Source organism: Streptomyces sp. NPDC000075 (assembly GCF_040301925.1).
Taxonomy (GTDB): Bacteria; Actinomycetota; Actinomycetes; order Streptomycetales; family Streptomycetaceae; genus Streptomyces; species Streptomyces polychromogenes.
Genome location: NZ_JBEPFL010000007.1, coordinates 69,124 through 92,836 on the forward strand (window position 1 = coordinate 69,124; position 23,713 = coordinate 92,836).

Here is a 23,713-nt window from a genome sequence, read left to right on the forward strand (position 1 = left end):
AGGTCGATCGGCAAACGGGGGACGGGACATGAGGGCGGCGACGCGCGTAACCATGGGGCTGCTGGTCGTGGGGGTGGTCGGCGGCGCGGTGTACGCGGTACCCACCCTGCTCGACAAGGGCACGGCCACCACCGAGCAGCGCCTCCAGGGCGAGCGGAACCCGGGCGGGAAGGCCGTCCCGGACGGGAAGCCGTTCACGCTCGTCGCGACCGGCGACATCATCCCGTACCCGTCCATCATCCAGCGGGCCGCGGACGACGCCGGCGGCGACGGGTACGACTTCCGGAAGATACTCGCCGGCGTCAAGCCCCTCGTGTCCGCCGCCGACCTGGCGATATGCCACCACGAGATACCGTACGGAAAGCCCGGCGGCCCCTACACCGGCTACCCCGCCTTCAAGGCCCCCCACCAACTGGCCGACGCCCTCAAGGACGCCGGGTACGACAGTTGTTCCACCGCCTCGAACCACACCCTCGACGACGGTTTCGACGGGCTCTCCCGCACCCTGGACCACCTCGACCGCGTCGGCCTCAAGCACGTGGGGTCGGCCCGCCGGGCCGAGGAGGCCAAGGCCCCGGCGCTGCTCTCCGCCGGCGGGGCGAAGGTCGCCCAGCTGGACTACACGTACGGCACGAACGGGATCCCGCTCCCGGCCGACAAGCCCTGGGCCGTGAACCTCATCGACCAGGGGCGGATCATCGCCGACGCCCGCGCGGCCCGGGCGGCCGGCGCGCACGTCGTCGTCCTCAGCGTCCACTGGGGCACCGAGTGGCAGACCGCGCCCGACCAGCAGCAGAAGGAGCTGGCGCAGGCGCTGACCGCCTCGCGCGGGGCGGACGGCCTCCCCGACGTCGATCTGATCCTCGGCACGCACAACCACGTCCCGCAGCCCTACGAGAAGATCAACGGCACCTGGGTCGTCTACGGCATGGGCGACCAGATCGCCAGCTTCTACGAGACGGAGAAGGCGCGCGGCAACATGTCGTCCGTCCCCCGCTTCACCTTCGCCCCGGCGGCCGCGCATCCGGGCCGCTGGGAGGTGGTCAAGGCCGAATACCTCACCCAGTACTCGGACATGGGGCCGCCGTTCCGCGTCGTCTGCGCCTCCTGTGCGGAGGCGGACGGCGCCGGCGCGCCGGCCGCCAAGCGGGCCGAGTACGCCCGGGTGGACAAGGAGGTCACCTCGGCCGTGACCTCGCGGGGCGCGACCGGTCAGGGACTGACCCGCGCGACCCGCTGACCGGGACCCGCACCGGGCCCGGGGTCCCGTCAGGAGGCGCGGCGCCGACGGGTCAGGACGAGGGCTCCCGCGCCGGCGCCGAGGAGGAGCAGCGCGCCGCCCGCGACCCACGGGGTGAGCGGACCGGCCCCGGTCTCGGCGAGGTTGGCCTGGGTCGAGCCGGAGACGACGGCGGTCTGCGGCTTCACGTCCGGCTTCACGTCCGGCTTCGCCGGGGGCTTGGCGGCGGTCTTCGGGGACACGCAGTGCGCCTCCGCCAGGACGACCTCGCCCTCGACCTGGGCCACGCCCAGGTTCAGCGGGTTCACCGACACCTTCAGGCGGAGCGCGGCCGCGGCGGCGGTGGTGGAGGTGGTCTGCGTACCGGAGAGCTCCAGGGAGACCAGGCCGACGCCCGGGACCTCGACCTTGGTGGGGCCGCCGGCCGTCAGGGTGACCTTCTTGCCGAGCGCGGTGACGGTGCCGAGGACGTCGGAGGTGGCGACCGGCTGCCTGCCGGGCTCGCAGACGGCCTTGGAGGTGACCTTCTCCACCTCGATGAGGGAGAGCAGCGGAAGGCCCGGGACGTGCACCCGGGCGTGGGCGAGGTTGGCCTCGGCCCGGGCGCCGGTCTCGTCGGCGGTGGCCTTGGCGGTGGCGACGTCCGCCTTGAGGACGTTCACCGGCTGTCCCTGCTCGGCTCCGTCGAGGGTCACGGTGAGGGCCGTCTTCTCGGCCGCGGCGGGCGCGCTGACCTCGTTGAGGGTGGCCTTCAGCGGTACGTGCACGGCCTTGTTGAGCAGGCCCACGTCCAGTCCGGTGCGCAGGACGACGGCTCCGGAGCCGCCCCGGTCCGCGCTGCCGCCGTCCGTGGCGAGGGCGGGGGGCGCGGCGAGCAGGGCCACCGCCCCCGTGGCGAGCAGAACGGCCGCGGGCAGGCGGAAGGTGTTGCTGTTCAAGGTGGTGGAACCCCCGGTGAGATGGGTGCCGTCGCGGCGCCAATGGGGGACATCGCGCGGCCGACGGCTTCGACGCTCGAAATCTTTACGCACTGTGAGTGAACGGACAGCCACCTGCCGTGAGTTCACCCCAACGGGTGGTTTCCATGCGTGTATTCGATTTGTCGCGCCTCACACGGCACATGAGTTCCCTCATGTCTCATAACCGCCGTCGCCACCACCGCATTTCGGCCGTCTCCAACGACTGACGGGGCCGTCGCGTCACGGCCCGTCAACCCCGTGCGGCCGGGCCGGTCAGGCGCGGACCGCCCCGTCCACGACCACCCGTTCCGGCCGCGCCAGCACCCGTACGTCCTCGCGCGGGTCGGAGCCGTAGACCACCAGGTCGGCGGGGGCGCCCTCGGCCAGGCCGGGCCGGCCGAGCCAGGCGCGGGCCGCCCAGGCCGTGGCCGAGAGGGCGTCGAGGGCCGGGATCCCGGCCTTCACGAGCTCCTGCACCTCGGCGGCGACCAGGCCGTGCGGCAGCGAACCGCCCGCGTCCGTGCCGACGTAGACCCCGACGCCCGCGTCCCAGGCCGCGCGGACGGTGTCGTAGCGGCGCTCGTGGAGCCTGCGCATGTGCGCCGACCAGCGGGGGAACTTGGCCTCGCCGCCCGCCGCCAGGTTCGGGAAGGTGGCGATGTTGACGAGGGTGGGGACGATCGCGACCCCGCGCTCGGCGAAGAGGGGGATGGTGTCCTCGGTGAGCCCGGTGGCGTGCTCGACGCAGTCGATGCCCGCCTCGACGAGGTCGCGCAGCGAGTCCTCCGCGAAGCAGTGCGCGGTGACCCGGGCGCCCAGCCGGTGCGCCTCGGCGATGGCCGCCTCCACTTCGGCGCGCGGCCAGCAGGCCGTCAGGTCGCCGGCCTCGCGGTCGATCCAGTCGCCGACGAGCTTGACCCAGCCGTCGCCGCGCCGGGCCTCTCGGGCCACGTACTCGACGAGCTGCGGCGGCTCGATCTCGTGGGCGTAGTTGCGGATGTAGCGGCGGGTCCGGGCGATGTGCCGGCCCGCGCGGATGATCTTCGGGAGGTCCTCGCGGTCGTCGATCCAGCGGGTGTCGGAGGGGGAGCCCGCGTCGCGGATGAGGAGGGTGCCGGCGTCCCGGTCGGTGAGGGCCTGCCGCTCGGCCGTCGCGGCGTCGACCGGGCCGTGGGCGTCGAGGCCGACGTGGCAGTGCGCGTCGACCAGTCCCGGCAGGACCCAGCCGGTGACCGTGGTGACCTCGCGGGCGGCGGCCGGCCGCTCGTAGGAGATCCGTCCGCCGACGACCCAGAGCTCGTCGCGGACCTCGTGGGGCCCGACGAGCACGCGTCCCTTCACATGGAGCACACCATCGTGATCACTCATGTCCGCACTGTACGTGCGCGCTGGGTAGGCTCGGCCGGAGACCCCGGACGAAGAGAGCACCGCCGTGACCCACCCCCTGCTGGACCTTCCGCCGCTGACCGCCGAGCGCTTCGCCGCCGTCGAGCGGGGGGTCGCGCGGCTGCTGGACACCCGGCACGACGTGGTGATCACCCAGGGCGAGGCCCTGCTGCCGCTGGAGGGCTGCATCCGCTCGGGGGCGCGGCCCGGTTCGACGGCGCTGAACGTCGTCACCGGCCCGTACGGGACCACGTTCGGCAACTGGCTGCGCGACGCCGGGGCGGAGGTGGTGGACCTGGCGGTGCCCTTCGACACGGCGGTGAGCGGCGAGCAGGTGGCCCGCGCGCTGGCGGAGCACCCGCAGATCGACTTCGTCTCGCTGGTGCACGCCGAGGCGGCCACCGGCAACACCAACCCGGTCGCGGAGATCGGCGAGGCCGTACGGGCCCACGGGGCGCTGTTCATGCTGGACGCGGTGGCCTCGGTGGGTGCCGAGCCGCTGCTGCCGGACGCGTGGGGCGTGGACCTGTGCGTGATCGGCGGGCAGAAGGCCATGGGCGGCCCGGCGGGGGTCTCGGCGGTGTCGGTGAGCGAGCGGGCGTGGGAGCGGTTCGCGGCCAACCCGGCCGCGCCCCGGCGCTCGTACCTCTCCCTGCTGGACTGGAAGGAGCGCTGGATCGACGGGGGCCGCAGGACGCTCCCGCACGCCCCGGCGCAGCTGGAGATGCTGGCGCTGGAGGCCTGCCTGGACCGGATCGCGGAGGAGGGCCTGGCCGGCGTGCACGGCCGGCACGCGGCGGCGGCCCGGGCCACCCGGGCGGGCGCGGCCGCGCTCGGCCTGGCCCCGTGGGTCGGGGATCCGGCGCAGGCCGCCCCGGTGGCGACCACGCTGCGCGTGCCGGACGCCTCGGCCGTGGTGGCCAAGGCCCTGGCGGCGGACGCTTCGGCCCCGCTCGCGGCGGGCGGCGGGGCGCTCGCCCAGGAGATGGTGCGGGTCAACCACTACGGCCCGGCGGCCTCGCGGGAGGCGGTGGCGGCGTCGCTGCGCGCCCTGGCGTCGGCCCTGTCGGCGGACCCCGAGGCGGCGGTGGAGGCGGCCTCGGCGGCCTGGCGGTAGGCCGGTTCCGAAAGGGACGGCCTAGCTCCAGTCGATGTCCGCCAGGCTCTCCAACGGCTGCCGCTCCTCCAGCGACTCCGGGACCACGAGGGTGTCGGCGGCGGTCATCACGGCGGGGAAGCGGATGTGGGCCTGCTTCTGGATCTCGTCGACCTTGACCTGGAACACGCGGAACTCGTCCAGTTCGAGGGACTCGGGGAGGACCAGGTTCTGCGCCAGCAGGAACGCCTTGGCCTTGAACGTGCCCTGTTCGGAGAAGGCGATGACCTTCCAGAACGCGCGGGGGATCCGCACGCCGCGGAACTCCCGGTCGTCGTCCTGGAAGACCGGCCCGCCGAAGACGCTCACCTTGAGGTGGTCGACGTCGACGTCCTCGAACACCGCGTCCTCCAGCCTTCCCCAGAGGCCGTTGCGCTTGCTCTGGTTGAAGTCGTCCATCTGCGGAGTGATGTTGGTGTAGAAGAAGGAGTCGTGGTTGGCCTTCTGGGCCTCGGGCAGCGGACCCCAGCAGAGGTCGGCGCGGCGGGCGATGTGGCCGCGGTCGAGCCGGTTGGCGGCGCCCTTGTACAGGGCGTTGTCGACCTGGTCGCCGGCCGGCACGCGCGGGTCCTTGACGAAGTCGATCCCCTTGCGGTTCAGGGCCTTGAGCGCACCGCCGTCTATGTTCCAGGCCACCCAGATCGCGAAGCGCCGCGGCTTGCTCAGCGCCAGTGAGAAGTGGGTGTACGGGATCACCTCGGAGCCGTCGATCCGTACGGCGGTGTCCTTGATCGAGGGGTTGAGCGAGGGGGTGGGCACCGGCACGGAGAGGAACCCGGGGTCGTACCCGGCGGTCAGGGACTCCGGGGAGGCCACGGCCGGCGGGTCCAGGGTGATCTTCAGCTGTTCGAAGACGGCGCGCGGGAAGCAGGCCAGCGCCCGGTCCACGGGGTCGGACTCGTCCTCGCCGCCGAAGTGCAGGCCGGCCAGTACGTCCGAGGGCCGGCCGGACCGCGTCTTGAACATCCAGGCCGAACCGGAGTCGCCGTGCGTACTGATCTCCCCGCCGGCTGCGGGGTGGCGGGGGTCCGGGCCGATCTCGAAGCACTCGATCTCCTTGGTCCCGATCAGCGGACCGTAGGGGACGCGGACCTTGGCGAACGGGCGGGTGACGATGCCGTGCGTGACGCCGGTGGTACGGCCGGACTTGACGACCTTGTCGTCGATGTGCGGCTCCCCCAGCTGCTTGGGTGTGACGCCGAGGCCGAGGATGCCGGGGTCGACGCCGCGTTCGGTGATGGTCGAGACGGCGCAGTCGCCGGCGGTGCCGAGGTGGGCGCGGCGCAGGACGCCGAGGCGGTTGGCGGCGAACCGGCTGTCGTCGTCCGTTCCCGGCTGGATGACCTCGTCGCCCGTCGTGCCGTCGCGGCCGTTCAGCACGTGCCAGTTGCTGAGCATGCAGGTGGCGCCGTCGTTCTTGTCGAAGACGACGCAGCCTAGGGTGCCCGCGTGCAGGTGGACGCTGCTGACGCTCACTCCGGGGCGGACCGGGTCGACGCGCTTCTGCCGCTCCGGGGTCTGCGCCTCGGGAACGACGAGGAAGTGCGGCTGGTAGCTGCGTTCGATCACGTCGGTGCGCAGGGTCCGGCCGCCGCCGAGGTCGATGACCGGGGGGATCTGCGTGGTGTTCAGGGGGGCCATGCCCTCCGGGGTCACCTTGGCGTCGACGGTGAACTGGAGGGTGAGTTCCTTGGTCCGCCTGCCCTTCGTCTCCCGGTAGCCGATGCCGATCGAGGAGATGTTGGGGTCCTTGAGGAAACCGGACCCGTGGGTGCGGATGTACTGCTTGGCCGAGGCGAGGAGCTGTTCCTGGCCGTCCGCCGTGGCGGCGGCCCCGGAGGCGGCGGACGTGCGCTTTCTGGCGGACATCGGGGTCTCCTTCCGCAAAGGAGTCGTTTCCCCGAGCTGGTTGAAACCGAAGCGAACTGGCGCGCCGCGAACGGGTGGAGGCGCCCGCCCCGCGCGCGCACGTCCAGCCTACGGCCGGGCCGCGCGACGGGCGCGCCGAGCGGGCCGGGCCGTACGGTCACGGCCGCGGGGCGCCCGGTACGGGAGGTACGCGGGCGCCCCGGGGCACGGGCGACGGGTCAGGCCTGCGGGACGGCGCAGGCCCCGTCGGGCTCGCAGGCCTCGGCGCCGGCAGCCAGTTCGGGCAGTTCGCGTCCGGCCCAGGCCTGCTCCAGGGCCTGCGTGAACACCTCGGCGGGCTGGCCGCCGGAGATGCCGTAGCGGCGGTCGAGGACGAAGAACGGGACGGCGTTGGCACCCAGTTCGGCCGCCTCGCGCTCGTCGGCCCGGACCTCGGCGGCGTAGGCGGAGTCGTCGGCGAGGACGGCGCGGGCCTCGGCCTCGTCCAGTCCGGCCTCCACCGCGAGGGCGAGCAGCACCTCCGCGTCGAAGACGGACCGCTCCTCGGCGAAGTTGGCCCGGAAGGCGAGGTCGAGGAGTTCCACCTGCCGGCCCCGGGCGGCGGCCAGGTGCAGGAGGCGGTGGATGTCGAAGGTGTTGCCGTGGTCGCGGCCGTCGGTCCGGTACTCCAGCCCCTCGGCGCGGGCACTGGCGGCGACGTGCTCCTCCATGCCGCGCGCCTCCTCCAGCGTGCGGCCGTACTTGCGGGCGAGCATCTCCAGGACCGGCGCGGTGACGCCCTTGGCGCTGCCCGGGTCGAGCTCGAAGGAGCGGTAGACGACCTCCACCTCGTCGCGGTGCGCGAACTCGGCCAGGCCCTTGGTGAAACGGGCCTTTCCGATGTAGCACCAGGGGCAGGCGATGTCGCTCCAAATCTCGACGCGCATGATCCTTCTTCTCTCCGGGTTCCGGGTGGGGGTGGGGCGGGGTTTCGCCGGGCGAAACGGTTTGTGGTTCAACCATTCACCGGACCGTCTCATTCCCCGGACGCCGCCGATTCTCCGGAGGCCCCTCAATCCCCCGAGGCCTCCCCCACCTCCAGCCACAGCGTGCGGTGGGAGCCGGCGGGGACGGCCGAGGGGTCGGGGCGCCAGCCGTGGGAGGCGTAGAAGGCCTGGGCGCGCAGGTTGTGCTCGTAGACCTCCAGGCGGACCCGCTCCACGCCGGCCCGGCGCCAGGCGGCGAGGCAGGCGGCGTGCAGGGCGGCCCCGGTGCCCCGGCGCCAGTGGGCGGGGTCCACGTGGAGCTGGGTGAGGGTGGTCTCGCCGCCGGCGGTGAGGAAGGCGGCCACCCCGGTGATCTCCCCGTCCCGCTCGGCGCAGAAGACCCGGCCCTCCGTCTCGGACCGGTTCACCGCGCGGGTCCAGCCCTCGCGGGAGCGGGCCAGTTCGGCCTCGCCCGCGTAGGCCTGCTCGGGGATGCGGCCCCGGTAGTAGGTGGCGCGCGCCCGGGTGTGCAGGGCGGCGATGGCGTCCAGGTCTTCGGGGAGTGCGGTCCTGATCATGGGAAGGGGAACGCGCCGGGAACCCCGTCGGTTCCCGGCGCGCGGCGGCCCTTCAGGCGGTGGCTACTTCTTCAGCCACGCCGCCATCATCTTCTGGGCGATGGGAGCGGCGAGCTTGCCGCCGCCGATCTCGGAGCGGTCGGTGTCCGAGTTCTCGATCATGACGGCCACGGCGATCTGCTTGCCGCCCGCCTTTCCGTAGGAGGTGAACCAGGCCAGCGGCGGGATGTTGTTGTTCACACCGCGCTGGGCGGTGCCCGTCTTGCCGCCGACCTCGGCGCCCGCCACCTGCGCGGGCTTGCCGCCGCCGTCGGTGGCGACGGTGCGCATGGCGTCCTGGAGCATCGAGGCGGTCCTGGCGCTCATGACCTGCTGGCTCTTGGGCTCCTTGAAGCTCTCCAGCACGGTGCCGCCCGAGTCGGTCACCTCGGAGACCATGTGCGGGGCGACGAGCTTGCCGCCGTTCTCGATGGCGGAGGTCACCATGGCCATCTGGAGCGGGGTGGCCTGGACGTCGAACTGGCCGATACCCGTCTGCGCGACCTGGTCGACGGAGAGCTTCTTCGTCGGGTACTTGCTCGGCGGGTTGGTGCGGACCGGGGTGTCGATCTGGGTGTTGAAGCCGAGCTTCTCGGCCATGGCCCGCATCTTGTCCTGGCCGAGCTTGGAGGCCAGCTCCGCGAAGACGTTGTTGCAGGACAGCTTGAGGGCGGTGCGGGCGGAGACGTTGTTGCAGGCCTCGTCGCCCGCCTCGCTGGGCAGCTTCGTCCGGGTGCCGGGGATGGTGTAGTTCCCGGGGACCCCGGTCGGCTGGTCGATGCTCGAGACGAGCCCGTTCTCGATCGCCGCGGCCAGGGTCACCAGCTTGAAGGTGGAGCCGGGGGCCTGGGGCTTGCGCAGGGCCACGTTCTCCATGGCCTTGCCCTTGTCGGCGGAGAGCTCGTCCCAGGCGGCCTGGTCGCCGGCGCCCGAGATCCGGCCCGGGTCGTAGGAGGGGTTGTTGACCACGGCGAGGATCTGCCCGGTCGCCGGGTCGATGGCCACGGCGGCCCCCTGCTTGCCGTCGAGGGCGTCGTAGGCGGCCTTCTGCACGTCCTTGTCGATGGTGGTCAGCACGTTGCCCGGGTCGGCCCGCTTGTTGGTGAGGATGTCCATCACCGTCTTCAGCCGGCTGTCGGAGCCGTTGAGGACGTTCTTGTAGACGCCCTCCAGCATGCTCGTGCCGAAGGCCTGGGAGCTGTAGCCGGTGATCGGCGCGTAGAGGGGGCCGTCGGTGTAGGTGCGCTTGTACCCGAAGTCCTTGCCGGCCGTCTTCGTCGATCCGGTGATCGCCGTCCCGCCCACGATGATGTTGCCCAGCGGGTTCTCGTACTGCCCGATGAGGTTGCGGCGGTTGTTCTTGTCGTCTGCGAGGGCCTGGCCTTGGTACGCCTGCACCCAGGTGACCCGCACCAAGAGGGCCAGCACCAGAAGCAGACAGAAGACCGACGCACGCCTGATCGTCTTGTTCATCTCCCGGAAGGACGTCCCGGTGGCCCCGGACGTTCCGCTCTGCCCCGATTGTGGCGGGGTTCTCAGGCTTTCTTCATGAGGAAGCCCCCTTCATAAGCGGCGATGACGGCCTGGGTGCGGTCGCGGGAGCCCGTTTTGGCGAGGACGGCGGCCACGTGCGTCTTGACGGTCTGCGGGCCGACGCCGAGGTGCTCGCTCATCTCGTGGTTGGACAGTCCCGTGGCCATCAGGCGCAGGACGTCGGCCTCCCGGTCGGTGAGCCGGGCCGCCCAGGCGGGGGGCGGCGGGGCGGCCGCGGTGTGGGCGGCGGCCAGGGTACGGACGGCCGCCGGGAAGAGGAGGGAGTCGCCGCGGGCGACGAGCCGGACGGCGCCGATCAGCTCGTCCGGGTCGGCGCGCTTGAGGAGGAAGCCGGCCGCGCCGGCCCGCAGCGCGTCGTAGACGTAGGCGTCGTTCTCGAAGGTGGTGACGACGACGATCCTGGGCGGGCCGGCCATGGTGGCGAGGATCTGCTCGGTGGCCCGGATGCCGTCGATCTCGGGCATCCGCACGTCCATCAGGACGACGTCGGGGGCCAGGGAGCGCACCAGGGAGACGGCTTCGGCGCCGGTGGCGGCCTCGCCGACCACCTCCAGGTCGGCCTCGGCGTCCAGGATGACCCGCAGGGCGGTGCGGACCATCCGCTCGTCGTCGGCGATGACCACGCGCAGCGGCGGCCGGCTCATCGCCCGCCGCCCGTGACCGGGGCGGCGCCCAGCGGCAGGACCGCCCGCAGCCGCCAGTGCTCGCCGTGGGGGCCGGCCTCGACGCGGCCGCCGAGGAGGGCGGCCCGCTCGGCGGCGCCGTGCAGCCCGCGGCCGCCGGTGGTGCGCCGCGCGCCGTCGTGGGCGGGCGGGGGCTGGGCGGGCGGGTTGGTCATGGTGATCTCCAGTTCGCGGTGGCCTTCGGACGTGTGGACGCGGAGCAGCAGGGTGATGGGGCCGGCGCCGTGGCGCAGGGCGTTGCTCAGGCCCTCCTGGACGATCCGGTACGCCTCGCGGGAGGCGATCGCCGGGAGCTGCGTCCAGTCCCCGGAGGGGCCGGGGTCCTGCTCGGCGGTGAGGACGGTGCCGCCGGCCCGGGTGCGGGCCAGCAGTCCGTCGAGGTCGCCGGCCAGGGTCGGGGCGGGCATGGCGTCGGCGCGGGCGGGGTCGCCGTCGCGCAGCAGGCCGAGGACGGCGTCGAGCTCGCCGACGGTGCGCCGGGTGGTCTCCTCGATCGCGGCGAGCGCCTCACGGACGAACTCGGGGTCCCGGTCGAGGACCCGCCGGGCGGCCCCCGCCTGGAGGGTGACGGCGCTCAGGGCGTGCCCCACGGCGTCGTGCAGCTCGCGGGCCAGCCGGTTGCGGACGGCGAGGTCGGCGGCCCGTTCCTCGGCGGCGGCCAGCCGGTCGGCAGCGGTGGGCCCGAGCAGCACGGGTGCGAGCCGGGCCAGCAGGGCCCCCGCCCCGGCGCAGACGGCGGCGAGCGCGGTCAGCAGCGCGGCCCCGATCAGGGGGGAGAGCCAGGGTTCGGCCCAGGCGCCGAACCCGCCCGCGCCCCACACCGAGGCCCGCAGGGCCCCGGAGAACGGCAGGACGATCAGGACCAGCCCCAGGGGCGGCACCGCGAGGGTCATCCCGCTGACCACGGCCCCGATGCCCAGGTGCAGGGTCCACCAGGCCGAGGCCCGCCAGCGGGCCCCCCAGGACCGGGCCGGGCCGTCCGCGAGCAGGTCCCCCGGCACCCCGGTCAGGACCCGTACGGCCGTCACCGACAGCGGCCGGACCAGCCCGAACACCCCGGTCACCGCGATCAGGGGCAGCGAGACCGCGTAGGACAGCAGGGTCAGTGGGAAGGAGGCCAGCACGTTGACCCCGCCGGCCGCCGCGCCCACCCCGACCTGGGCGAGCAGCAGGTACGGCATGAGCAGGGCCCCGCCGAGTATCAGGTGCACCCACCGCAGCCGGGCCCGCGCCCCCACCAGCAGCCCGGTCCCCCGCCGCAGCGACGCCCCCGGCCGCACCGCCCGGACTCCACCGGCCCGGCCCACGGCCGCCCCCTTTCCCCCGTCCATGCCTCCCCCGTCCACGCCTCTCCCCCGTCAGCGCCCCGGCCCCGTCAGCGCCCCGGCTCCGCCGGTCCCCGCGCGGCCTCCCCGGCTCAGCCCTCCGCCCGGGAGCGGAGGTGGCGGACGAGGACGGCCCCGGCCAGCAGCCCGGTGATCATCTGGTCAGCGTAGGCCAGGAAGAAGACGGTGGTGGAAGGTTCGCCCTCGCCGAGGTTCACGCCCAGGACGGCTATCAGGGTCCACGCCCCCCAGGCCAGCGCGGCCGACGAGCCGATCCAGGTGAGGGCCAGCGGCCACCTCGCCCGGCCCGCTCCGCCCCGGGCCAGCAGCACGGCCCCCGTGACGGCGGCGAAGGCGCATATCGCGTGCGCCGCGCTGACCACGCCGGTCTCCGCCGAGTACGCCGCCGCCCGCTCGGCGGGCAGTCCGGCCGTCCCGCCGAAGGCCCAGTACAGCTGGACCGCTCCGGCCACCGCGCCCGCCAGCGCCGCGGCTCCCGCCACCACCCCCGTGGGCGACGGGAGCCCCGGCCCGAGCGCGCCCTGCAGGCGCCTGCCCCAGCGCTCCCGCGCATAAGGGACGAACAGTCCGGCCAGGGCTATCGCCTGGATGATGAAGCCGGTGTAGACGACCGCGAACACCCAGGAGTCGAGGAAGGGTTCCCGGGCCGCCCGGGCCGCCTCGCCGGCGCCCAGGCCCAGGGCCTTGACGACGAGCTGGGCCGGGTAGCCGAGGACGATCGGGGTGAGCAGCCCCGTGGCCGTGAACACCGGCAGCGTCAGCAGCCAGCCGGGCACGCGTCTGCCCCACGGCCGGGTGAGCACCAGCACCAGGAGGATCACGCAGGCGTCCATCGCGAGCGTGATCGCGTTGCCCACGGTCAGGGCCGTCCCGGCCCTCAGCAGGACGCTGCCCTCCGGTATCCCGATCCGGCTCCCGGCCAGCCAGGCCGCCTTGATGGTCAGGTAGGGCAGGGTGGCGGCGAGGGCGGTGGCCCGCAGGACGCGCCGCCCGGTCCCCAGCGGGAGGACCGGCGGCCGCGCCGTGCTCATCGGGTGCGTCGCGTGGACGGCTCGTGTGCTCATGGGTCAACGGTCCCGTGCACGGCTCCGCGCCACCTCCCCCGCGAAGGTGAACCGCCTCCCCCGCGTGGGGGAGGCGCACCCGGCGCGTCACATGCGCCGCGTCACCACCGACAGCCGGTCCCGCGCCTCGAACAGCGCCGCCTTGATCGTCCGCTCGTGGTCCTCCGTCAGCCGGGCCACCGGGACCGAGCAGCTCACCGCGTCCCGGGCCGGCGTCCGGTACGGGACGGCCACCCCGAAGCAGCGCAGTCCGAGGGTGTTCTCCTCCCGGTCCACGGCGTAGCCCTGCTCCCGGACCAGCGCCAGCTCCTCCACCAGCCGCTCCCGGTCGGTGATGGTGTGCTCCGTGACGGCCTCCAGCCGCTTCGGCAGCAGCGCGCGCACCTCGTCGTCGGTGTGCGTGGCCAGCAGTGCCTTGCCCAGGGCGGTCGAGTGGACGGGCAGCCGCCGCCCGACCCGGGTGAAGGGGCGCAGGTAGTGCCGGGAGGGCCGGGTGGCCAGGTAGACGACGCTGGTCCCGTCGAGCCGGGCCAGGTGGATGGTCTCGGTGGTGTCGTCGGAGAGCCGGTCCAGGCTGGGCCGGGCCGCCGCGACGACCTCGTCCCCGTCGATGTAGGAGCTGCCGACGAGCAGGGCCCGGACGCCGATGCCGTAGCGGGTCCCGGTGGCGTCGGTCTCCACCCAGCCCAGGTTCACCAGGGTGCGCAGCAGCATGTAGAGGCTGGACTTGGGCAGGGAGAGGTCGCTCTGGATGTCGGCGAGGCTGTGCAGTCCCGGGTGCGCCGCGAAGTGCTCCAGCAGCAGGACGGTGCGCACGGCCGACTTGACCGGCGGCGCCGTCGGAGGGAGTCCCGGCCCGGCCGGTGCGGGAGGGCCGGCCGTCCCGGCCGTCTCAGCTGTCGTCATGCGCCTGCTTCCCCTCTGGTCGGCTCTGATGCCTCTTGTCACCCGGTGGACGCGGAACCTAGAGTCCGCAGCAGAAGTGATCATTCATCCACCGGAACGGCGTTCAGAATACTGAACGATCCGAGGAGGAGCGGGCCATGACGGCGAATCCAGTCTGGAGTGTGGACCCCCGCACCGGGAAGCAGCGCGAACGGGTTGCGGTGGAAGCCACAGCCTCGGACGTGGACCGGGCCGTGCGGGCGGCCCACGCCGTGCGCGGCGCCCTGGCGGACGCGGGCGCCCGCGCCGCCTTCCTGCGGGCCGCCGCCGATCTGCTCGACGGGGCGGCCGCGCGGGTCGTGGAGGCCGCCGACGCCGAGACGGCGCTGGGCACCGCCCGGCTCACCGGCGAGCTCGCCCGCACCACCGGCCAGCTGCGGTCCTTCGCCGACGTGGTCGAGGAGGGCGCCTACCTCGACGTCCGGATCGACCGGGCCGACCCCTCCCTCACCCCGCCGCGCCCCGAACTGCGCCGCTACAAGGTGCCGCTGGGGGTGGTCGCCGTCTACGCCGCCTCCAACTTCCCGCTGGCCTTCTCGGTGCCCGGCGGGGACACGGCGAGCGCCCTCGCCGCCGGCTGCCCCGTGGTGGTCAAGGCCCACCCCGACCACCCCGCCACCTCCGAGCTGTGCGGTGCGCTGCTGCGCCGGGCGGCCGTGGCGAGCGGGCTGCCGGAGGAGGTGGTGACGGTGGTCCACGGGTTCGGCGCGGGCCTGGAGCTGATCCGCCACCCGCTGGTCGCCGCGGCCGGGTTCACCGGCTCCGTCCGGGGCGGGCGGGCCCTGTTCGACGCGGCCGCCGCCCGTCCGGTGCCCATCCCCTTCCACGGCGAGCTCGGCTCCCTCAACCCCGTCGTGGTCACCCCGGCGGCCGCCGCCGAGCGCGCCGAGGAGATCGGCTCCGGGCTCGCCGCCTCCGTCACGCTGGGCGTCGGACAGTTCTGCGTGAAGCCCGGCCTGGTCCTGGTCCCCGAGGGCGCGGACGGCGACCTGCTCACGGCCGCGCTCGCCAAGGGGCTCGGGCAGACCGGACCGGGGGTGCTGCTCGACCACCGGATGCGGGACGCCTTCGTCGCCGGGGTCCGCGAGCGGGCCGCGCTCCCCGGGGTCACCGCCCCCGTCGTCGCGGGCGCCGCCGGGGAGCACACCGTCCGCGCGGGCCACCTGAGCGTCGCGGCGGCCCGGCTGCTGGAGGGCGGCCCGTACGAGGTGCTCCTGGAGGAGTGCTTCGGCCCGGTGACCGTCGTCGTCCGCTACTCCGGCCCCGACGAGGCCGCCGCCGTGCTGGACCGGCTCGAAGGCAACCTGAGCGCCACGCTCCAGCTGTCGCGGGCCGAGACCGAGGGCGCCCCCGGCCCCGCGGCCGCACTGATCTCGCAGGTCACCCGGCTGGCGGGGCGGATCGTGGTGAACGGCTGGCCCACCGGCGTCGCGGTGGCCCCCGCCCAGCACCACGGCGGCCCCTACCCGGCGGCCACCTCGCACTCCACCTCCGTCGGCGGCACGGCGATCGAGCGCTGGCTGCGCCCGGTGGCGTACCAGTCGGTCCCGGACGCGCTGCTCCCGCCGGAGCTGCGCGAGGCCAACCCGCTGGCCCTCCCCCGCCGGGTCACCGGCGGCTGAGCGGGCCCGCCGGAGGGCGGGGCGGCGGGGGCGGCGCGGGTAATCGCGTTGCCGCCCCCGCCCCCGGCGGGGCAGGCTGGGCCCCATGGGGCGGGCACAGGGATTCTCGTACGGGGTACACGGCGACGGCACGGTCGTCATCACGCACCGGGGCCGCACCGCGGCCACCCTGCGGGGCGGCCGGGCGCAGCGGTTCCTCGCCGAGGCGGAGTCCGGGGACGCCCAGCTGGTGATGGCCCGCTGGACCGGTTCCTACAAGTTCGGCAACGAGCGCACGGCCCGCGAGCACCCGCGCAACCGGCGCTGAAAACACGCCGAGGGTAAGGGAACGGCAAAGCGGCGCCGGTCGTTCTCCCGGCATGACCGCTATGACCCCTGGTTCCAACCTGCCGCTCAACACCACCCGCGTGACGGTGGACGTGGCCGCCCCGGTCCGGCTCGACGTGTCGGGCCTGCTGCTCGCGGCGGACGGCAAGGTGCGCTCCGACGCCGACTTCATCTTCTACAACCAGCCCTCCGGCCCCGGTGTCAGCTACCGGTCCGGCGGCGGGGCGGCGCCGGACTCGATCACCGTGGACACCGCCGCGCTGCCGCCCGGCATCGAGCGGATCGTGGTCACGGCCAGCCCCGACGCGGCCGGGCAGAGCTTCCAGGGCATCGAGCCCACCGCCACCGTGCGGGACGCGGCCGGCGGCGCGGTGATCGCCACCTTCACCCCGCCCCGGCTCGGGACGGAGACGGCCCTGGTGGTCGTCGAGGTGTACCGGCGCGGCGGCGTGTGGAAGGTGCGCGCGGTCGGCCAGGGGTACGCCAACGGGCTCGCGGGCATCGCCACCGACTTCGGGGTCTCCGTCGACGAGGAACCGGCCGCCGCGCCCGTGCCCGCAGCGCCCGTGCCCGCTCCGGTCGCGCCGCCGGCTCCGGCCGCCGTCACCCCGCCTCCCATGCCCCCGGCGCCCCCGGCCGCGCCCTCCGCTCCCCCGGCCACGGGGAAGATCAACCTCGACAAGGGCCGAGTCAGCCTGCGGAAGAACCAGACGGTCTCCCTCGTCAAGGGCGGCCGCCCGCTGCTCTCGCAGGTCAAGATGGGTCTGGGCTGGGAGCCCGCGTTCGGCGGGCGGGACATCGACCTCGACGCGTCGGTCATCGCGTACGGCCCGCAGCGCGACTTCGTCGACGCCTGCTACTTCGGCAAGCTCTCGATCCTGGGCGGCTCGGTCAAGCACTCGGGCGACAACCTCACCGGCGAGGGCGCCGGGGACGACGAGGTGATCGTCGTCGACCTCGGGCGGCTGCCCGCCGAGGTCAGCGGCCTGGTCTTCACGGTCAACTCCTTCTCCGGCCAGAAGTTCACCGAGGTCGCCAAGGCCTACTGCCGGCTCATCGACGCCGCGACCGACGAGGAGCTGGTGCGCTTCGACCTGACCGGCGCCGAGCCCCAGACCGGCGTGATGATGGCCAAGCTGATCAAGCAGTTCTCCGGCGAGTGGGAGATGACGGCCATGGGCGACTTTGTGAAGTCCCGCACAGTGCGCGGGATGGTCAAGCCGGCCTCCCAGGCACTCTGAGCAGGTGGGCGGGCCTGTGCCGCCGCCGGTCACCCGGGCCCGGGCGGCCCGGGTGACCGATGCCACGCGTAATGCGGAGGTGGCTGTCAGTGGCCACCCGTAGCCTTGGGGGCATGCAGACTTCACTCCGCCCCGCGGGTCCCGCCCGCCCGTCCGCCGCCGAGGCGAACGAGGCGATACGGCACCTCGTCGAGACCTGGGCGGACGGGGAGTGGCCCTCGGAGGCGTACGAGTTCCTCCTGGAGGAGTGGGCCGCGGCCTCCCGCGCGGAGATGGCCACGGCCTGGTAGACCCCGCCGGCGCGCTGCCGGCCCCCGTCAGCGCGGGGTGCGCCGCCACGGGCCGGTGATCGCCAGCATGATGCCCGGCTCCTGGATGTTGGCGTACAGGGTGTGCCCGTCCGGGGAGAAGCAGACCCCGGTGAACTCGGAGTACTCCGGCTTCTCCGGCGTGCCGATGTTCAGTTCGTTGCGCGCCAGCGGGTAGACGCGGCCCGACTCGGTGGCCCCGAGCAGGTGTTGCAGCCCGTTCCCGTCCTCGGCGATGACCAGGCCCCCGTACGGGGAGACGGTGATGTTGTCGGGGCCGTCGTAGCCGCCCTCGGCGTCCGGGGTGGCGTTCACCCCGATGAGGACGACGAGCCGGATCGTGCGCCGCTTGGGGTCGTAGAACCACACCTGCCCGTCGTGCGCGGCGCCCGGGCTCTCCTCACGGGCGTAGGAGGAGACGAAGTAGGCGCCGCCGTCGGCCCACCACATGCCCTCCAGCTTGCGCGCCCGGGTCACGGCGCCCGCCGCGAACTGCTTGCGCACCGAGAGGCTGCGGGCGTCGCGGTCGGTGACCTCCACCCAGTCGACCCCGTACACGGTCCCGGTCTTCGTGGCGCGCGAGAGGTCGTCCACGAACTGCCCGGCCTTGTCGAAGCACTTGGCGGCCGCCAGCACCCCGGCGTCCGGCGCGAGGGTGCGCAGCCGCCCCCGGCCGTGCCGGAAGCCCTCCGGCGGGGTCCAGCGGTAGAGCAGCCCGTTGGGGCCCGAGGCGTCCTCGGTCAGGTAGGCGTGGCCGTGGCGCGGGTCGATGACGACGGCCTCGTGGGCGTAGCGCCCGAAGGCCTTGACCGGCCGGGGGTCGCGGCCCGCGCGCCGGTCGTGGGGGTCCACCTCGAAGACGTAGCCGTGGTCCTTGGTCATGCCGTTCTTGCCGGCCAGGTCCTCGGTCTCCTCGCAGGTCAGCCAGGTGCCCCACGGGGTCGCCCCGCCCGCGCAGTTGGTGGAGGTGCCGGCGATGCCCACCCATTCGGCGACCTCGCCGCCGCGCCGGACCTCGACGACGGTGCAGCCGCCGGAGGCGGCCGGGTCGTAGACGAGGCCCTCGGCCAGCGGGACGGGGTGGGCCCAGTTCGCCCGCGGCCCCTTCAGCTCGTGGTTGTTGACGAGGAGGGTGACGCCGCGGGCCCCCTCGAAGGCGGCCGTGCCGTCGTGGTTGGACGGGGTGCTCTCGCCGGAGTCGAGGGTGGTGACACCGCTGTGGGTGATCACCCGGTAGGCGAACCCGGCGGGCAGCGCGAGGAGTCCGTGCGGGTCCGGCAGGAGCGGGCCGTAGCCGGGGGTCTGGGGCCGCCCGTGCCCCTGTGCCGCGTCGGCCGCGCCGGGGCCCGGGTCGTCGGCGGCCAGGGCCCCGGGTGCGGTGGCGAGGGCGCCGACCGTTCCGGTGAGCGCGACGCCCGCGCCGGCGAGGGCCGTGCGGGCGGTGAAGTCTCTGCGGCTGAGGGGCATCGGATCTCCTGGAGTGGGGAGGTGGTGCGCCTGACGTACGGTCGTCGGCGCACACGCTCCCGGCCGTACGTGAACGGCGGCTGACTTCCCCGCGAACACGGACCGGCCCCTTGCCGCCGGACGGAATGGCGAACTCCGCCAGCGGAAAAGGCCTGTTACGACCCCCCTCCGCAGCCGCGCCCCACGCTCTCCCCCGGCGCGTACCGGGTCAGGGCTGCCGGGACCGGGCCTTGAACGCGGCCTTGCGGGCCTCCTTCGCGGCCTTCTTGTCCGGATGCAGCCGGCCCATGGCCTCCAGCACGTAGGCGGTCGCCGGGTGCTCGACCCGCCACACCTGGTCGAAGAAGCCGGTGTGGTGCTCCGTCAGGCTGCGCATGAGCAGCGGCAGCTCCTCGGTCTCCCCGTCGGCGGCGAGCTGAGCCGCGATGGTGTCCACCGTCAGCCAGAACACCATCTCCTGGTCCGGGGCCGGTACGTCCGCCGCCCCGTGCTCCGCCAGCCAGACCCGGGCGAGCCCGCCCAGCTGGGGGTCGTCCAGCACGGCCCGCACCGCCGGCTCGGCCTCCGGCCCGGCGGGGGTGAGGGCCTGCTGGCAGCGCAGCCGGCGCAGCGGGGCGGCCTCGTCGTCGCCCCGGGCCGCGGCCAGCAGCTCGGCGACGGCGACGGGCAGCTCCCGGCCGGCCAGCCACTGCTCGATCTCGGCCTGGGCGGCGTCCTCCGGGTAGAAGGAGACCGCGTCGAGCAGCGCGTCCGCGCCCTTGCCGGCCAGTTCGCCGATGGCGGGGGCCTCGACCCCGGCCTCCAGCATGCGGGCGCGGACGCCGTACAGGCCGAGCGGGGTCAGCCGGACCATCCCGTAGCGGGTGATGTCCTCGTCGTCCTCCGCCTGGCCCGGGCCACCGGCGGCGGCGTCCGCGTCGGCGAGGTCGTCGGCCTCCGCCATCAGCGCCTCGTCGACGGGGTGGTAGTCGACGAGCCCGATCGGCTCCAGCTGCCGGAACTGGTCGTCGAGGCGCATCATCGCGTCCGAGACCTGCTCCAGGACGGCGTCGGAGGGGTCGCCCATGTCGTCCGACATGATCATCGAGGCGGCGAGCACGGGCAGCGGCACCCGGCCGTCGCCCGGGGCGCCCTCGGAGACGCTGAGCAGGTAGAGGTTGGCGAGCACCCCGTCGAGGAAGTCGGCCTCGCGCTGCGGGTTCCAGTCGAGCCGGTCGAAGTCGATCTCGCCGCCCGCGTCCAGGGCGTCGACGAGCTCGTCCAGGTCGGGTACGGCGGCGTCCGCGAGGACGGTGTCCAGGGCCGCCAGCCACAGGTCGAGCACGTCGGCGGGCGCGCCGCCGGCCAGCAGGGGGAGGTCCTCGCCGGGCGCGGCGGTGCCGTACTCGGGCTCGGCGCCGTCCGCGCCGTCGCCGCTGTCCTCCTCCGGTTCCGTCACGTCGACCAGGCCGGTGTCCACGGCGACCCGCCAGGCCTGGCTCGCGTACACCGGCGAGTCCTCGTCGGCGGGGTCGAGGCCGAGCTCCTCGGCGGCCGCGGGCAGCTGGTCGGCGACGAGTTCGCCGCCGACGTCGACCCGGGTGCCGGGTCCGGCCCAGCGGGCGAGGCGTACGGCGCGGGCGAACAGCGGGGCGACGAGGGCGTCGCGGGCCAGCTCCGCATCGGAGTGCAGCCGTACCGGCGGCAGCGTGGAGTGCGGCTCTGCGGACATGGGGTGGTTCTCCTCGGACGGGCGCGCGGGACGGCGGGGCGAATCGGGACGGAGTACAACGGAGCGGAACGGCCGCGGTGGGACCGGAGGCGGTCGCGGAAGGACCGTCAGATCTCTTGCGGCGACCAAGCGTAGACGCATCCGGCGCCGCCCCGTCGGAGCGGAACCGTCAGTTCATCCCACAGTCAGCTGTCGTATTTCCTGGAGACCTTGACAACTTCGCTGGTCAAGCAGGAGATTGACGCGCGTAGACGTTAAGGGACCGTCAAATCCCACCCCCCTCTTCCTCCACACACCGGAGTTCCCTCACATGCGCTCATCGCATCCCCGTTCCGCCGCCGTCGCCGCCGTCGTCGCCGCCGCGCTGGCCTCCGGCCTGCTCGCGGGCACGGCCGACGCGGCGGAAGGCGCCGTGTCCGCCGATCCGGTACGCATCCACGACATCCAGGGCACCACCCGGATATCCCCGCTGAACGGCAAGGCCGTCGCCGACGTCCAGGGCATCGTCACGGGCGTGCGCACCTATGGCTCGCGCGGCTTCTGGATCCAGGACCCCGACGCCGACGACGACCCCGCCACGAGCGAGGGCGTCTTCGTCTTCACCAACTCCGTCCCGACCGTGGCCGTCGGCGACGCCGTGAAGGTCTCGGGCACCGTCGGCGAGTACGTCCCGGGCGGGGCCGCCTCCGGCAACCAGTCGGTCACCCAGATCGCCAAGCCCACCGTGACCGTGGTCTCCTCCGGCAACGCGCTGCCCGAGGCCACCGTCGTCGACGAGTACTCCGTCCCGGCGGAGTACGCCCCGGCCGGCGACCCGGCCGCCGGCGGCAGCATCAACGGCCTGGCCCTGGAGCCCTCGCGCTACGCCCTGGACTACTACGAGTCCCTGGAGGGCATGAACGTCCGGATCGGCAACTCCCGCGTGGTCGGCGCCACCGACCCGCACGCGGAGATGTGGGTGACGGTGAAGGGCTGGGAGAACACCCTCAAGCGCGGCGGCACGCTCTACGGCTCCTACGAGTCCCAGAACACCGGCCGCCTCCAGGTCCAGCAGCTCGCGCCGCTCGCGCAGCAGCCCTTCCCGGTGGCCAACGTCGGCGACCGGCTGACCGGCACCACCGAGGGCCCCCTCGACTTCAACCAGTTCGGCGGCTACACCCTGGTGGCCCGCACCCTCGGCACGGTCAAGGCGGGCACCCTCGCCCCCGAGAAGACCAAGGCCCAGTCGCCCGGCGAGCTCGCGGTGGCCACGTACAACGTCGAGAACCTCGACCCGGGCGACCCGCAGGAGAAGTTCGACAACCTGGCCAAGGCGGTCGTCCAGAACCTGGCCTCGCCCGACATCGTCGCCCTGGAGGAGATCCAGGACGACAACGGCGCCAAGAACGACGGCACCGTCTCGGCCGAGGAGACCGTCAAGAAGTTCACCGCGGCCATCACGGCGGCGGGCGGCCCGGCCTACCAGTGGCGGTACATCAGCCCCGAGAACAACAAGGACGGCGGCGAGCCCGGCGGCAACATCCGCCAGGTGTTCCTCTTCAACCCCGCCCGGGTCTCCTTCACCGACCGCGCGGCCGGCGACGCGCTGACCGCGACCGGTGTGGCCAAGGAGAACGGCAAGGCCGCCCTGACCCACTCCCCCGGCCGGATCGACCCGGCGAACCCGGCGTGGGCCGACAGCCGCAAGCCGCTGGCCGGCGAGTTCGTCTTCCGCGGCCGCACGGTCTTCGTGATCGCCAACCACTTCAGCTCCAAGGGCGGCGACGAGGGCCTGACCTCGCAGCACCAGCCCCCGGTACGCAAGTCCGAGGACAAGCGGCTGCTCCAGGCGCAGGCGGTGAACACCTTCGTCAAGGAGATCCTCGCCACCGACAAGAACGCGGACGTCCTCGCCCTCGGCGACATCAACGACTTCGAGTTCTCCAACACGGCGAAGGCGCTGGAGGACGGCGGGGCGCTGTACTCGGCGATCAAGTCGCTGCCGAAGGCGGAACGGTACTCCTACGTCTACCAGGGCAACGCGCAGGTCCTGGACCAGATCCTGGTGAGCCCTGCGATCAAGAACTACGCCTACGACAGCGTGCACATCAACGCCGAGTTCTCGGTCCAGAACAGCGACCACGACCCGCAGGTGCTGCGCTTCCGCCCGTAACACCCGCCAGGAGGGGCCGGCCGCCGCGACGGCCCGGCCCCTCTGCCACACTCCGGCCATGATCTTCCGCGCCGCCACCCGCCGAGACCTGCCCGCCGTCCTCGCCCTGCTGGCCGACGAGGAGCGGGTCACCGATCCGGCCTCGGTCGTGGTCGGCGAGGCGTACGAGCGGGCGTTCGCCGACATCGAGGCCGACCCGCGCAACGAGGTGCTGGTCCTGGACGACGGGGAGGCGGTCATCGGCTCCCTCCAGCTGACCTACGTCCCGGGCCTGGGGCAGGGCGGCCGGGAGCGGGCGCTGGTGGAGGCCGTGCGGATCCGCGCGGACCGGCGCGGCGGGGGCCTGGGCGCGGAGCTGATGCGGCTGGCCGCCGAGCGGGCCCGCGCGCGGGGCTGCGGGCTGGTCCAGCTGACCAGCGACAAGCGGCGCGAGGAGGCTCACCGCTTCTACGAGCGGCTCGGCTACGTCCGCAGCCACGAGGGATTCAAGCTGCGGCTGGAGCCCTGAGCGGTCCCTTGCCGGGCGGATCGGGGACTTTCGGCCCTGGCGTGACGCTGGACACAACGCCGCCCAAATGGACCGGTTGTGGTGTTGAGTGTCCCCCACGTCCGATCTTGTCCTTCTTGTACCGCCCGCATCCTGGAGGCCGCGTGTTCCCCTCCATCTCCCTCGTCCAGGAAATCGGCCTCGCCGTCCTGCTCGTGGCCGCCCTCGTCTGGGTGCTCGGCCTGGGCCACATCCTGTGGGACAGCCGCTTCCACCACCCGGAGCCGGACGCCTACGAGGGCCTGCCGGTGATCCCGTCCCAGCGCACGGCGTCCGGGCACCCGATGGAGTCGGTGGAGCTGACGCAGGCGGAGCAGGAGGCGTTCGCGGGCCTGGTCCGCACGATCCCGCTGCACTGAAGGCCCCCTGACGCGGCCGCGGCGACCTCGGTTGCGGGGCCGGTCGGGTGCGCCGATAGTGGGAGGGGCAGCCGTAGGCCGCCCCGGTCGACGGCCCGCCGGCAGCCCGCCTTCGCGGGGCCGGAGCGATCCGACCGCCCGCGCCGCGCTGTCCCCCCTCCCCACCTCCTCCGCAGCGCAGGAGGGAGCCCTTCC

At 73.8% G+C, this 23,713-nt stretch carries 20 protein-coding genes and 1 pseudogene; 9 read left to right on the forward strand and 12 right to left on the reverse strand.

Annotated features, from left to right (window positions below; genetic code table 11):
- The first annotated feature begins 28 nt into the window (after window positions 1–28).
- Window positions 29–1,240, forward strand: coding sequence for a CapA family protein (locus ABT403_RS10995; RefSeq protein ID WP_344154601.1), 1,212 nt, complete (start codon window positions 29–31; stop codon window positions 1,238–1,240).
- Window positions 1,241–1,269: 29 nt separating this feature from the next.
- Here the strand turns inward: ABT403_RS10995 and ABT403_RS11000 are convergent, their stop codons facing one another.
- A complete protein-coding gene (locus tag ABT403_RS11000) occupies window positions 1,270–2,178 on the reverse strand; it encodes an SCO1860 family LAETG-anchored protein (RefSeq protein ID WP_344154598.1) in 909 nt (302 codons plus the stop codon).
- A 294-nt stretch (window positions 2,179–2,472) separates the two neighbouring features.
- Complete coding sequence (locus tag ABT403_RS11005) at window positions 2,473–3,567, reverse strand: amidohydrolase family protein (protein WP_344154595.1); 1,095 nt, start codon at window positions 3,565–3,567, stop codon at window positions 2,473–2,475.
- Window positions 3,568–3,631: 64 nt separating this feature from the next.
- On the opposite strand from ABT403_RS11005, the gene ABT403_RS11010 reads away from it, so the two are divergent.
- Window positions 3,632–4,702, forward strand: a complete 1,071-nt coding sequence (locus ABT403_RS11010) for a pyridoxal-phosphate-dependent aminotransferase family protein (RefSeq protein ID WP_344154592.1) — start codon at window positions 3,632–3,634, stop codon at window positions 4,700–4,702.
- 21 nt (window positions 4,703–4,723) lie between these two features.
- Here the strand turns inward: ABT403_RS11010 and ABT403_RS11015 are convergent, their stop codons facing one another.
- The 8 genes and pseudogenes from ABT403_RS11015 to ABT403_RS11050 all read right to left on the reverse strand — a co-directional run bounded on the left by ABT403_RS11015 (window position 4,724) and on the right by ABT403_RS11050 (window position 13,745).
- Window positions 4,724–6,610, reverse strand: coding sequence for a DNA/RNA non-specific endonuclease (locus tag ABT403_RS11015; RefSeq protein WP_344154589.1), 1,887 nt, complete (start codon window positions 6,608–6,610; stop codon window positions 4,724–4,726).
- A 218-nt stretch (window positions 6,611–6,828) separates the two neighbouring features.
- Window positions 6,829–7,536, reverse strand: coding sequence for a DsbA family oxidoreductase (locus ABT403_RS11020; RefSeq protein WP_344154586.1), 708 nt, complete (start codon window positions 7,534–7,536; stop codon window positions 6,829–6,831).
- Window positions 7,537–7,661: 125 nt separating this feature from the next.
- Window positions 7,662–8,171 (reverse strand): annotated as a pseudogene (locus tag ABT403_RS11025) (GNAT family N-acetyltransferase); the annotation flags it as partial.
- 45 nt (window positions 8,172–8,216) lie between these two features.
- On the reverse strand, window positions 8,217–9,665 hold the full coding sequence (locus tag ABT403_RS11030) for a peptidoglycan D,D-transpeptidase FtsI family protein (RefSeq protein ID WP_344154581.1): 1,449 nt from the start codon (window positions 9,663–9,665) through the stop codon (window positions 8,217–8,219).
- 62 nt (window positions 9,666–9,727) lie between these two features.
- Window positions 9,728–10,390 (reverse strand): response regulator, encoded by a 663-nt coding sequence (locus ABT403_RS11035; protein ID WP_344154578.1) that lies wholly within the window; start codon window positions 10,388–10,390, stop codon window positions 9,728–9,730.
- On the reverse strand, window positions 10,387–11,760 hold the full coding sequence (locus ABT403_RS11040) for a sensor histidine kinase (protein ID WP_344154575.1): 1,374 nt from the start codon (window positions 11,758–11,760) through the stop codon (window positions 10,387–10,389). Before ABT403_RS11040 ends, ABT403_RS11035 begins: the two co-directional genes overlap by 4 nt.
- An 86-nt stretch (window positions 11,761–11,846) precedes the next feature.
- Complete coding sequence (locus ABT403_RS11045) at window positions 11,847–12,839, reverse strand: hypothetical protein (RefSeq protein ID WP_344154572.1); 993 nt, start codon at window positions 12,837–12,839, stop codon at window positions 11,847–11,849.
- 87 nt (window positions 12,840–12,926) lie between these two features.
- On the reverse strand, window positions 12,927–13,745 hold the full coding sequence (locus ABT403_RS11050; RefSeq protein WP_344154569.1) for an IclR family transcriptional regulator: 819 nt from the start codon (window positions 13,743–13,745) through the stop codon (window positions 12,927–12,929).
- A gap of 137 nt (window positions 13,746–13,882) precedes the next feature.
- Here ABT403_RS11050 and ABT403_RS11055 point away from each other — a divergent pair, with 137 nt between their 5' ends.
- The 4 genes from ABT403_RS11055 to ABT403_RS11070 all read left to right on the forward strand — a co-directional run bounded on the left by ABT403_RS11055 (window position 13,883) and on the right by ABT403_RS11070 (window position 17,264).
- Window positions 13,883–15,406, forward strand: a complete 1,524-nt coding sequence (locus tag ABT403_RS11055; protein ID WP_344154566.1) for an aldehyde dehydrogenase (NADP(+)) — start codon at window positions 13,883–13,885, stop codon at window positions 15,404–15,406.
- An 85-nt stretch (window positions 15,407–15,491) separates the two neighbouring features.
- Complete coding sequence (locus ABT403_RS11060) at window positions 15,492–15,713, forward strand: hypothetical protein (protein WP_344154563.1); 222 nt, start codon at window positions 15,492–15,494, stop codon at window positions 15,711–15,713.
- Window positions 15,714–15,765: 52 nt separating this feature from the next.
- Window positions 15,766–16,974, forward strand: a complete 1,209-nt coding sequence (locus ABT403_RS11065) for a TerD family protein (protein ID WP_344154559.1) — start codon at window positions 15,766–15,768, stop codon at window positions 16,972–16,974.
- A gap of 113 nt (window positions 16,975–17,087) precedes the next feature.
- Window positions 17,088–17,264 carry a hypothetical protein gene (locus ABT403_RS11070; RefSeq protein ID WP_344154556.1) on the forward strand — a complete coding sequence of 59 codons (177 nt, stop codon included), beginning with the start codon at window positions 17,088–17,090 and terminating at the stop codon, window positions 17,262–17,264.
- A 27-nt stretch (window positions 17,265–17,291) separates the two neighbouring features.
- On the opposite strand, the gene ABT403_RS11075 is transcribed toward ABT403_RS11070, so the two are convergent.
- Together ABT403_RS11075 and ABT403_RS11080 are read right to left on the reverse strand one after the other, a co-directional pair.
- Entirely contained in the window at window positions 17,292–18,749 is a 1,458-nt protein-coding gene (locus ABT403_RS11075; protein WP_344154553.1) for an alkaline phosphatase PhoX, read from the reverse strand.
- Window positions 18,750–18,957: 208 nt separating this feature from the next.
- Complete coding sequence (locus tag ABT403_RS11080; protein WP_344154550.1) at window positions 18,958–20,460, reverse strand: hypothetical protein; 1,503 nt, start codon at window positions 20,458–20,460, stop codon at window positions 18,958–18,960.
- A gap of 310 nt (window positions 20,461–20,770) precedes the next feature.
- On the opposite strand from ABT403_RS11080, the gene ABT403_RS11085 reads away from it, so the two are divergent.
- From ABT403_RS11085 to ABT403_RS11095, 3 genes are all read left to right on the forward strand, one after another.
- Window positions 20,771–22,612 carry a DUF8508 domain-containing protein gene (locus ABT403_RS11085; protein ID WP_344154547.1) on the forward strand — a complete coding sequence of 614 codons (1,842 nt, stop codon included), beginning with the start codon at window positions 20,771–20,773 and terminating at the stop codon, window positions 22,610–22,612.
- A gap of 58 nt (window positions 22,613–22,670) precedes the next feature.
- Window positions 22,671–23,120: a GNAT family N-acetyltransferase gene (locus tag ABT403_RS11090; RefSeq protein ID WP_344154544.1), complete on the forward strand. Its 450-nt coding sequence runs from the start codon at window positions 22,671–22,673 to the stop codon at window positions 23,118–23,120.
- Window positions 23,121–23,263: 143 nt separating this feature from the next.
- Window positions 23,264–23,518, forward strand: coding sequence for a hypothetical protein (locus ABT403_RS11095; RefSeq protein WP_344154541.1), 255 nt, complete (start codon window positions 23,264–23,266; stop codon window positions 23,516–23,518).
- Window positions 23,519–23,713 lie beyond the last annotated feature (195 nt).

Coding starts and splice junctions, on each gene's coding strand:
- ABT403_RS11035 (WP_344154578.1), bottom strand. CDS start 10,390: ATGAGCCGGCCGCCGCTGCGCGTGGTCATCGCCGACGACGAGCGGATG.
- ABT403_RS11060 (WP_344154563.1), top strand. CDS start 15,492: ATGGGGCGGGCACAGGGATTCTCGTACGGGGTACACGGCGACGGCACG.
- ABT403_RS11055 (WP_344154566.1), top strand. CDS start 13,883: ATGACGGCGAATCCAGTCTGGAGTGTGGACCCCCGCACCGGGAAGCAG.
- ABT403_RS11050 (WP_344154569.1), bottom strand. CDS start 13,745: ATGACGACAGCTGAGACGGCCGGGACGGCCGGCCCTCCCGCACCGGCC.
- ABT403_RS11045 (WP_344154572.1), bottom strand. CDS start 12,839: ATGAGCACACGAGCCGTCCACGCGACGCACCCGATGAGCACGGCGCGG.
- ABT403_RS11080 (WP_344154550.1), bottom strand. CDS start 20,460: ATGTCCGCAGAGCCGCACTCCACGCTGCCGCCGGTACGGCTGCACTCC.
- ABT403_RS11015 (WP_344154589.1), bottom strand. CDS start 6,610: ATGTCCGCCAGAAAGCGCACGTCCGCCGCCTCCGGGGCCGCCGCCACG.
- ABT403_RS11030 (WP_344154581.1), bottom strand. CDS start 9,665: ATGAACAAGACGATCAGGCGTGCGTCGGTCTTCTGTCTGCTTCTGGTG.
- ABT403_RS11070 (WP_344154556.1), top strand. CDS start 17,088: ATGCAGACTTCACTCCGCCCCGCGGGTCCCGCCCGCCCGTCCGCCGCC.
- ABT403_RS11075 (WP_344154553.1), bottom strand. CDS start 18,749: ATGCCCCTCAGCCGCAGAGACTTCACCGCCCGCACGGCCCTCGCCGGC.
- ABT403_RS11085 (WP_344154547.1), top strand. CDS start 20,771: ATGCGCTCATCGCATCCCCGTTCCGCCGCCGTCGCCGCCGTCGTCGCC.
- ABT403_RS11090 (WP_344154544.1), top strand. CDS start 22,671: ATGATCTTCCGCGCCGCCACCCGCCGAGACCTGCCCGCCGTCCTCGCC.
- ABT403_RS11065 (WP_344154559.1), top strand. CDS start 15,766: ATGACCGCTATGACCCCTGGTTCCAACCTGCCGCTCAACACCACCCGC.
- ABT403_RS11005 (WP_344154595.1), bottom strand. CDS start 3,567: ATGAGTGATCACGATGGTGTGCTCCATGTGAAGGGACGCGTGCTCGTC.
- ABT403_RS11020 (WP_344154586.1), bottom strand. CDS start 7,536: ATGCGCGTCGAGATTTGGAGCGACATCGCCTGCCCCTGGTGCTACATC.
- ABT403_RS10995 (WP_344154601.1), top strand. CDS start 29: ATGAGGGCGGCGACGCGCGTAACCATGGGGCTGCTGGTCGTGGGGGTG.
- ABT403_RS11040 (WP_344154575.1), bottom strand. CDS start 11,760: ATGGACGGGGGAAAGGGGGCGGCCGTGGGCCGGGCCGGTGGAGTCCGG.